This is a genomic window from Stenotrophomonas sp. YIM B06876 (genome assembly GCF_030711595.1).
Taxonomy (GTDB): domain Bacteria; phylum Pseudomonadota; class Gammaproteobacteria; order Xanthomonadales; family Xanthomonadaceae; genus Stenotrophomonas.
This window is the reverse complement of sequence record NZ_JAUJUJ010000425.1, coordinates 1-678: the sequence shown is the minus strand read 5'-3', so window position 1 is coordinate 678 and position 678 is coordinate 1. Positions and strand designations below refer to the sequence as shown.

Annotated in this window: 1 protein-coding gene and 1 pseudogene; both read right to left on the bottom strand. The window is 65.7% G+C overall.

Translation table 11 applies throughout. The features are described from left to right. On the bottom strand, nt 1-130 hold a 130-nt coding region (locus QZH66_RS17730), incomplete at its 3' end, for a potassium-transporting ATPase subunit C (protein WP_305807132.1). Nucleotides 131-145: 15 nt separating this feature from the next. After that, nucleotides 146-678: pseudogene (locus QZH66_RS17725) on the bottom strand (hypothetical protein); the annotation flags it as partial.

The following is a 678-nucleotide window of genomic DNA, read 5'->3' as shown; positions in this document are numbered from 1 at the left end:
TCAGGCTGCCGGCCGCCTGGCGCGGAAACAGCGCCTGCCCCGCCCCCGTCACGAGCAAGGGATACACCACGCCGGTGATGGCGCTGAGCAGCAGCAGCAAGACCAGCGCGGGACGCAGCAGGTTTTTCATGGCAATGTCCTGTCTTCAAACAAGGTGCGCGACGACCAGCAACAGGTCGATCAGCTTGATACCCACAAAAGGCACGACCAGGCCGCCCAGGCCGTAGACCAGCAGATTGCGGCGCAGCAGCGCGGCGGCGCCCACGGGNACGACCAGCAACAGGTCGATCAGCTTGATACCCACAAAAGGCACGACCAGGCCGCCCAGGCCGTAGACCAGCAGATTGCGGCGCAGCAGCGCGGCGGCGCCCACGGGGCGGTAGGCCACGCCCTGGAGGGCCAGCGGAATCAGCGCCACGATGATCAGCGCGTTGAAAATCACCGCCGACAGGATGGCCGACGACGGGCTGTGCAGCCCCATCACGTTGAGGGCGGCGAGCTGCGGGTACACGCCGACGAACATCGCCGGGATGATGGCAAAGTACTTGGCCACGTCGTTGGCGATCGAGAAGGTGGTCAGCGAGCCGCGCGTCATCAGGAGCTGCTTGCCGGTCTCTACGATCTCGAGCAGCTTGGTGGGGTTGGAGTCGAGGTCCACCATGTTGCCGGCCTCCTTGG